This window comes from Spirochaetota bacterium, assembly GCA_038043445.1.
In the GTDB taxonomy this organism is placed as follows: Bacteria; Spirochaetota; Brachyspiria; order Brachyspirales; family JACRPF01; genus JBBTBY01.
Genome location: JBBTBY010000136.1, coordinates 1 through 9,039, shown reverse-complemented (window position 1 = coordinate 9,039; position 9,039 = coordinate 1). Strand labels below are relative to the sequence as shown.

Genomic DNA, 9,039 nt, shown 5'->3' with positions numbered 1-9,039 from the left:
TACATCGGTAGAGAACATGTTCATCCCGCATGCATTCGACCTCACCGGGAATATTCATCCCGGGGCGAATTCGCTTACCGTACATATCAGGAACGTTATCGATTTCGCCGCCGCCCGCATGGAGACATGGGGCACGACGGCGCTTGAGATGGGGCAATATTGGGATAAAACGCCGCTCTATGTCCGCAAAGCGCAGCATACGTTCGGATGGGACATCGCCCCGCGCATCCTTTTCGGCGGAATATGGCGGCCGGTGCAATTGCGCATTCGCTGTGAAGAGGAGATACTCCCCGACGATTTTTTTCTCGCGACACGGTCCATCGATGCGGTCCATAACCGTGCGGATATAGCCATCGCGTTCGGCTGCAGGATAAAACCAGCGATCGATCCGGAACGATATGAAATAGAAGTATCAGGCACGTGCGCCGAGAGCACATTCGCGTTTCGGATGAAGCTGCAGTCGCCGTTCGGGAAATGGTATGCCGCCGTGAACGATGCGAAGCTCTGGTGGCCGCTCGGGTACGGCGAACAGAACGTCTACGCGATCACGGTGCGATTGTTCCGCGACGGCGCGCTTGTTGATGCATGGGATACGCGTGCGGGACTGCGCATGCTTCATCTCGACTTCCATTGCGATGCCGTTGACAGCGCGAAGAACCGTTTCGCCTTCATCTGCAACGGCGAGCCGGTAATGGTCCGCGGGAGCAATTGGGTCCCGGTGGATGCGCTCCATGCATGCGATGAAGAGCGCGTGCCGGGGATACTCCGCATGTTCCGGGACACGCACTGCAACATCGTCCGCGTATGGGGCGGGAGCGTCTATGAAAGCAATGCATTCTACGATTGGTGCGACGAGTACGGCATACTCGTCTGGCAGGATTTCATGCTCGGCTGTGCGATGTATCCGCAGCATGAACGTTTTCAGCGCATCATAGAGAACGAAGCAGCAGTGATAATAAAAAAGCTTCGTCATCACCCGTCGATAGCACTCTGGGCCGGCGATAATGAGATCGACAGATTCCTCTACGCCCGCTACGGTGTGCCGACCATACTCCCTTCCGACAATATCATTTCGCGGCGCGTGCTGAAGGAAGCTGTGGCGCAGCATGACCCCTATCGATCGTACTTGGCAAGTTCGCCGTTCATACCCGATGAGCATTATCTGAAAAAAAGGCAGGATGACACGCCCGAACAGCATCTCTGGGGTCCGCGAGGTTATTTCAAGGCGGATTTCTATGCGAAGAATACCGCGATCTTCGCGAGCGAGATAGGATATCACGGCATGCCGGCGAAGAAGAGCATGGAGCGATTTTTATCGAAGGGGAAGGTGTGGGGAGACTATAATAATGACGAATGGATAGTGCACGCAGCCGATTTCGCCCGCCGCGGTGAAACAGGCTGTATGGAAAAACGGAATTATCTCATGCGCGATCAGGTGCAGAACCTTTTCGGCGGCTCGGTGAACCTTGACGATATCGACGAATTCATCCTCGCATCGCAGATAACGCAGGCGGAGGCGAAGAAATATTTCATCGAGCATTTCCGCTCGCGCAAGCCTTCCCTCGACTCCCACCTCGACAAGCTCGGGGCGGCGGCTCGGGAGGCGGGTGTGCGGGCGGGGAAGACCGGCATCATCTGGTGGAACATGATCGACTGCTGGCCGCAATTCTCCGACGCCGTTGTGGATCACTATTTCGAGAAGAAGATCGCGTATGAGTATATAAAGCGCGCTCAGGCACCTCTCTGCCTTATGATCCGGGAGGACGGCGCGAAGCGTGAACTCGTTGCGGTCAATGACACTATGCAGAAAGTGACCGGTGCCTGGAAGATCAAGAACATCGAACGCGATACGGTCATCATACGCGGCGCCTATGCCCTTGACGCGAACGGCGCGAAAGTGCTCGGAAATATCCCGAAACATGCGGGAACGTATCTCCTCATCGAATGGTCGGTTGGCGAAGAAACGATGTGTAATCACTATGTGAATGTCACGTCCGGGCCCCGCTATACGTTCCGCGCGCAGAAATACGGCGGCGGCGAGGAGCATGTCGCCATGTCCTGGGATTTCGATTTATACCGAAAATCGATGCGCGGGCTATTGCAAAAATGAATGGATATGCTGTATAGTTGACTATATGTCTCAGGGGGAACGACATGGAGAGCCATATTTTTGTTTCTCTTCACGCAGCGTTGAAGCGGACAATACCGTTGTGTATCGCAGCGGTCTGCGTATCGACAGTGTACTCGCAGAATCTTGTGAAGAATCCCGGGTTTGAGGACAGCGCCGACAAGTCATGGTCGGCAAATAACTGGGCGAAAAACGAAGTCACTGCGGACTTCGATGCGGGATCCCCTCATAGCGGAAAGCTTTGCTTCCGGATATCAATGACCAGGGTGGTGAAAACGGCGCATTTCCAGTTCTGGCAGGCGCTCTCGGTCACACCGGGCATGCAGGTGGAATTCAGGTTCTGGGTGCGCGGCAAGACAGGAACGAAACCCCTGCAGGCGCAGTTCAGGAAAGTCGGCGCGCCGTATACCGCTTATTTCGAAACGACCGTACCGCTCGACGAGGTATGGAGAGAGCATATCTTCACACTGACGCTGCCGCCGAACACCGATCCTGCGGATACGGGTCTCATGTTCAACCTGCTTGAAGAGAGTGCACTCTGGCTTGACGATGTGAGTGTGATGCTTTCGCAAAAAGCAATGATCGAAACACCGGCTGTCCTCACACTGCAGGAAGCTTTGCCCGACCGCTTTGATATCGAGATGCTCGGCAACAATGGGTTTGAGCAAACCGCGCAACAGAACGGCATTGCCAATGGATGGATGGACGATTCCTCATGGGCGCCGGTGAAAGTCGCCTATTCTGCCGACACGCTGACGCCTCATTCGGGAAAATGTGCGCAGAAGGTCGAATGCACGGAATTCAAAGGAGGCGCGGTAGTGTTCCGGTCCCTGGAAAGCATTGTGATGGGAAGGGCCAAGACATACCGCATCGCACTCTGGATGAAAGGGGAGACCGCGTTGCCGGTATATGTACAGCTCCGCAAGAAACCCGCGCCATATACGACCTACATGGAACGGCGATTCACCATCTCCCCGGAGTGGCAGGAATGTGTCGTCGAGGATATCGCACCGGTGAACGATACGGATGCGGGCGTGTTCATTTCGATGAAAGCGAGCGGCACATTGTTCATCGATGACATTTCATGCAGGCAGATGCGCGGGGAAGCGGCGAACCTCACCAACTTCATAACGCCGGGAGTAAAGATACCGCCGACCTATATCGGGAATCATCTGCATAGGGCGAATACGACGACGCCATGGCCGAATGTGCCGTTCAAGACATGGCGATTACTGGATTACTTCTCCATGTGGTCGCAGCTTGAACCGGTGAAGGGACGCTGGGATTTTACCGCGCTTGACCGCTGTGTCGCCCTTGCCATAGAGCATGATGTTGAACCCCTCATGATGTTGTGGAATACACCCGCATGGGCATCCGCGCGGCCGAACGATAAAGCCGCGTATCATCACCTTCCGGGCATCGTTGCCGAACCGAAGGATATCGAGGATTGGAAGAACTATGTTCGCACCGTCAGCGAACGCTACAAGGGAAAGATACGGTACTATGAGGTCTGGAACGAACCGAATGATATGTTATTTTTTTCCGGCAAGGTCGAGGACCTCGTCGAGCTTACCCGGACGGCGAGACGTGTCCTTAAGGCGGTCGACCCCGGTTCGAAAGTCGTTTCTGCCGGCATCGTCCATGCCTCGGATTATCTCGATTCATTCCTCGCGAAAGGGGGCAAGGACGCATGCGATATCGTCGGGTATCATTTCTATCCGGCGGGACAGACCGGAACGCCTGAGTCCGAGATGCTTGAGATACACCGTGTACAGAAAATAATGGCAAAGCACGGCATCGCCGACCGCGAGCTCTGGAACACCGAAACCGGATGGACCATCCATTCCGAAACGATACAGCCGACAAAAGCCTTCGGTTATGACAGGGCAATTCAGCCGCGGACCGCCGCGGACTATCTCGCGCGCCATTTCGTGCTGTCGTGGGGCATGGGTGTCGATCGATTCATCTTCTATGCATGGGACAACAAATTCATGGGCGGGTACGAGATCAATGAGAAGGATAATACGGTCGCCGGCGATAAACCGTTCATGAGCGAGGCCTTCCGCAGCGTTAATGAATGGCTCGTGGGCGCAGTGATGAACGCGTTTTCCTGCGATGCGGATGGAACGTGGACGGCGAAAGTAACGCGAGACAACGGGTATCGTGCGAGCATTGTCTGGAATCCAGAGAAGGAAGCGGAGCTCCCGCTGAATCCATCCTGGGGTCTTACGAAAGCGAAGGATCTTTACGGCGGCACTCGTGCAATAACCGGTGCCGTATCGATAAAGGTGTCATCCTCGCCGCTTTTACTGGAATAGCACGGGTCAGTCAGCGTCGAAAATCACTCGTAGCGCAGCGCATCGATGGGGTTCATATCCCCCGCCTTCTTCGCGGGAAAGAACCCGAACACGATGCCGACGAGCGCGGATATCGTGAACGACAGCACTCATGATGAGAGCGTAACGCGCGTGGGCATATGCCAGATAAGCGTTATCACCGCCGAGATGATGAACGCAAGCACGATGCCGAGCAGCCCGCCCAGTATCGTAAGGAGAACCGCCTCGAGCAGGAACTGCAGGCGTATCTCTATCTTTTTTGCGCCCACAGCGCGGCAGAGACCTATCTCCTTCGTACGCTCAAGTATCGATGCGAGCATGATGTTCATGATGCCGATGCCGCCTACGAGGAGCGATATGCCTGCGATGCACCCAAAGACGATGTCGAATATGCGCTATGTCTCCCGATGCTGCTTTAAGAGCTCCTCGGGAATGACTATCTTGAAATCGCGGAGATTCCGGTGATGACGGAGAAGGATCTATGTGAGTGAATTTGCCGATGCATGAGAGTATCGCACGGGAGAGGTGTATGCGCCGAAAATAAAATAACGCGGGAATCGCCCGTTGGGTATCCAAACAGCACGAAAAAGCGGGGCGGGTGAGATAGAATGACCCGATGCGGAAACGCAGCGGATGGGGATGCGGTCCGATTTGACAGGAATTCGGCGGGTGGTATACTGGCGGGCATGGCAGGTAGAGCTGTAGAAAATGAAAAGTCCTATCCCTATTACACGGCGATGAACGTATGGCCGCGAAGTTCCGTCGCCGTTACTGAAATGATATCGCCGATGCGATGCGTGTTCGGCACGACGACCATGCGGTTCTCGCGGCTCCTTCCGATAAGGCTGTCCTTGTCACGGGCCACCCCGTCGACAAGGACTTTCATTTTTTTGCCGATGGAGCGGCGTAATGTTTCCGCCGCGAAGGCGCGCTGCACGTCTATGAGGCGCGATAGCCGCGCTTTCGCCGCTGCAGCATCGTACTCGATATGTTCGTTCGCGGCGAGCGATCCCTCCCGTTCCGAGTAGTGATAGAGATAGGCGTCCTCGAAGCGTATCTCGCGGAGGAGCGAGAGCGTCTCTTCGAACTCGGCATCCGTTTCGTCGGCGAACCCCACGATGATGTCGGTGGAAAGCGCAAGATCGGGCATCCGAGCACGAAGCCAGCTCACCTTCTCGATATAGTCCGCACGTGTGTATTTCCTCCGCATGAGCGTGAGTATGCGGTCGCTCCCGCTCTGCACCGGCAAATGCACATGTTCACATACAGAGGGGAGGTCGATGACGGCGTCCGCGAGCTCGCGTGAGAAGTCCTTCGGATGTGAGGTGAGGAACCTCAGCCAGCCGTTGTTCATGATGCCGTTAAGCGATACGAGCAGATCGACGAACGATTTATCATCGATATCCTGTCCATACGAATTCACGTTCTGTCCGAGGAGCGTTATTTCTTTCACGCCGTTCTCAACAAGGCGTTTCACTTCCGCGATGATGTCCTGCGATGCGCGGCTCACCATGGGTCCGCGTACTTTCGGGACCACGCAGTAGCTGCACCAATTGTCGCAGCCGTGCGTTATCGATACGAACGCCTTGAAGGGGTGCGCGGGGTCGATCTCCGACGGCTTGAAGCGATAGGGGCCGTTCTCGTTAAGCGTGCGCTCTTCCCACAGCCCCGAGGCGATGCGGTCGGCAAGGTCCGCCTGCCGGTAGACATCAGCGACGATGTCCACTTCATATTCGCTGATGAGCCGCTCGCGTGAAAAGCGTGATATGCAGCCGGTGATGACGACCTTGAGCCGCGGATTGATGCGCTCTTTGATATGACGGTAATGACCCAGGCGCCCGTAGATGCGTTCTTCAGCATGTTCCCGGACGACGCAGGTGTTGATGATGACGACATCGCTTGACGATGCTTCATTCGATTCGTGCATGCCGCGCTCGATGAGCAGCGCCCGTATGGATGCGCTGTCCGCCTTGTTCATCTGGCAGCCGTAGGTCTCTATGAAGAAGGTGTTCGGCGCCGGCATCAGGATTTCTTGAAGCTGGCGAGGCGGAAATCGCGTACCATGGCCTCGGCATAAGCAAGCGCCCCGGTGAGCACTTCGCCGCGCGTCTTGCCGGCGAACGTTTTCGCGATGCGGGGATAGTCCTTTTCGATAAGTTCCGGTATCGTCACCGGTGCGCCGGGCTGGACGATATCGCTGTTGGCAACGAGTTCCTGTAAGCGCGTCACGGAATCGTTCAGGAAAAAACCGCATTCCTTGAGCGTGTTCTGTTCCATTTTTTTCGCTTCCGATTCGCTGTTCGGCCTGAGGAACGCGAGGATATAATCCTGAAAGAGATCGGGAAATCGGTCGCCTATCTCCGTCGTGTGACGGGTGAAGAGCTCATCGAGCGCTTTTGCCGCCATTTCGAGCGAGTAGTCGCCGGTCCCGGTGAACAATGAGCGTACGATGGCCACGCAGCCGGCTAATTCCTTGAGCCCGCCGTAGAGGTGATTGATCTCGTTCGATGAATGCGGCGACATCTCTATCGACGGATATTTTTCTATCATCTTCTCGAATTTATCGAGGATATCGTCCGCCTTGCGCGAGAATGACTCCTCTTCCCTTTTCTGTTCGGCTTCGGCGGCGCGCACCACCTCGGATTCTTTTTCCGCGATACGGTGCACGATCTCATTGTATGCCTGCACTTCCGCGGCGAGGAACACCTTGATATCGACGCGCTTGCGCAGCGCCTCGAGGTAACGCTGATTGAGCGCCTCGACATTAAAGAGCGATGCCCCGTGCGTTTCGGCGGAGCGTATATACTCCTCACGGAGCTTGCCGAGTATCGCCTTTATCTCGATATCGGTCATTTCTTTGCCGCTGAACAATCCCATATGCTCCCTGCCTACGGTTCCCAGAAATATTTTTTCATATCGACCGTGCCGCTCTTGTCGAAATGCACGCCCTCGCGCACGAGAAGCCGTTTCTGCACGGCCGGCCGGTCCGCGTTACCGCCGATGCTTATCGTGCCGCGTGCATTGATGACGCGCTGCCAGGGGATGTTCTCGTCCATCGGCGTATGCATGAGCGCATAACCCACGGCGCGGGAGGCACGGAATGACCCGAGCACACGTGCGATGGTGCCGTACGTCGTCACTTTCCCCCGCGGTATGCGTTTCGTCTCAGCATATACCCGGCGGTAGAAATTCGGTGCCCGCTCGCGCTTCATACAAGGCTCCTGAAGTGAACGCCGGAAAGCGGCTTGCTTCGGGATGCCGAGAGCGATGCGAACAGGCGGCGCACACGCGCATCGAAACGGTCTTTGCGTCTCGGCGGCAGCTCATAGCGCGCAATGCCGATCGTATCGAGGATGTCCCCGATCGCAAGGGATGCGATATCTTTCCGCGGCATATATCCGCGGAGGGTGCGTATGAGCATCCGTTTACGGACAAGCCGCGAGAGGAGCGTTTTGCAGTATTCGAACGGGCATTCAATGCCGTTCACAATAAGGTATACCGGCGTCGGCGAGCGCGATGCGCGGTGTTCTTCGTTCACGATATGCAGTATGCGCAGGAGGAAGTAATTCGCGTAAGTCCGGAATCGTTTTGTATGATCGCGTGAAAGGAGCAGATTGCGGCGGAACGTGATGACGTAGGTGAATTGGCACCCGGCGATGATGCACGCCGCGCTGATATATATCCAGAGGAGGAACACCGGTATCACCGAAAGTGAGCCGTACATGCGGTCATAGGTGGCGAAATGATGTACGTAGAGAAGGAAAGCCGATTTCGATATGAACCACACGATCGTGGCAAAGCCTGCGCCGAGGAGCGCGTTGCGGCGCGGGACATGCGTGCTTGGGAGGATATAGTAAAGAAAGAACAGCATCATGAAAATGACCGCGAGCGTTCCGACACTTGCCATATTCATGAATATGATCTTGAACGCATAGTTCTGCAGCGCGATGAACCTGCTTGCCGCGGCGATGAGCACGAGCGAGGGAACGGACACGATGAGTATGCCGATAAGCACGAGATATCGGCGTACGAACGACGCTGTCGTCCGTTTTTTCCAGATGACATCGAACACGTTCTGCAATGTGTTCACACCGGTGGCGATACTGACAAGGGTAAGGAGTACGCTGAACAATGTCACCGCGGATTCGCGGGAATGAATGAGCTGCATGAGATAATCGCGTATGGCCACCCCCGTTTCCGGGAGCAGGTTCGGCAGGAGCGCCGCGGTTATCATCGCTATCTCATGTTCCCCGCGAATGAATTTCGTTCCGAGCACAAGGAGGAGAGAAACGAGCGGTACAAAGGTGATTATCACGATGTAGGAAAGTATCGATGCGTATCCGAGGCCGCGGTCGGTGTAGAATTTACGGAAGAAAAGCGCGGACAGATAGATGGCGTTGCGGACGGGCGTCGGCAGGTGCGACAACGATGATACTATCGATGAGCGGGGTGAGGGCATCGGTCTGACATCCTTCTCTGTTCCAGTATAGAACAAACGTCGGGGATGTCAACGTGACGGTACTGTATATGCGGAATGGCGTTGCATTTTCGATTGACAGCAGGGGGTGACGGGAC

Annotated in this window: 7 protein-coding genes; 2 read left to right on the top strand and 5 right to left on the bottom strand. The window is 55.6% G+C overall.

Annotated elements, in window-relative coordinates; all coding sequences use genetic code 11:
* Together AABZ39_18040 and AABZ39_18035 are read left to right on the top strand one after the other, a co-directional pair.
* Positions 1–2,110, top strand: a 2,110-nt coding sequence (locus AABZ39_18040) for a hypothetical protein (protein ID MEK6796682.1), incomplete at its 5' end; no start/stop codon positions are given.
* A gap of 44 nt (positions 2,111–2,154) precedes the next feature.
* The gene (locus AABZ39_18035; protein MEK6796681.1) at positions 2,155–4,446 is read left to right on the top strand and encodes a carbohydrate binding domain-containing protein; all 2,292 of its coding nucleotides are present in this window, start codon (positions 2,155–2,157) and stop codon (positions 4,444–4,446) included.
* 128 nt (positions 4,447–4,574) lie between these two features.
* Here AABZ39_18035 and AABZ39_18030 read toward each other — a convergent pair whose 3' ends face one another.
* The 5 genes from AABZ39_18030 to AABZ39_18010 form a co-directional block, all read right to left on the bottom strand.
* The gene (locus tag AABZ39_18030) at positions 4,575–4,823 is read right to left on the bottom strand and encodes an FtsX-like permease family protein (GenBank protein MEK6796680.1); all 249 of its coding nucleotides are present in this window, start codon (positions 4,821–4,823) and stop codon (positions 4,575–4,577) included.
* 368 nt (positions 4,824–5,191) lie between these two features.
* On the bottom strand, positions 5,192–6,487 hold the full coding sequence (gene miaB / locus AABZ39_18025) for a tRNA (N6-isopentenyl adenosine(37)-C2)-methylthiotransferase MiaB (GenBank protein MEK6796679.1): 1,296 nt from the start codon (positions 6,485–6,487) through the stop codon (positions 5,192–5,194).
* Positions 6,487–7,341, bottom strand: a complete 855-nt coding sequence (locus AABZ39_18020) for a hypothetical protein (GenBank protein MEK6796678.1) — start codon at positions 7,339–7,341, stop codon at positions 6,487–6,489. Before AABZ39_18020 ends, miaB begins: the two co-directional genes overlap by 1 nt.
* A gap of 11 nt (positions 7,342–7,352) precedes the next feature.
* The gene (locus AABZ39_18015) at positions 7,353–7,676 is read right to left on the bottom strand and encodes an MGMT family protein (protein ID MEK6796677.1); all 324 of its coding nucleotides are present in this window, start codon (positions 7,674–7,676) and stop codon (positions 7,353–7,355) included.
* Positions 7,673–8,923: a YihY/virulence factor BrkB family protein gene (locus AABZ39_18010; protein ID MEK6796676.1), complete on the bottom strand. Its 1,251-nt coding sequence runs from the start codon at positions 8,921–8,923 to the stop codon at positions 7,673–7,675. Before AABZ39_18010 ends, AABZ39_18015 begins: the two co-directional genes overlap by 4 nt.
* Between the last annotated feature and the right edge of the window lie 116 nt (positions 8,924–9,039).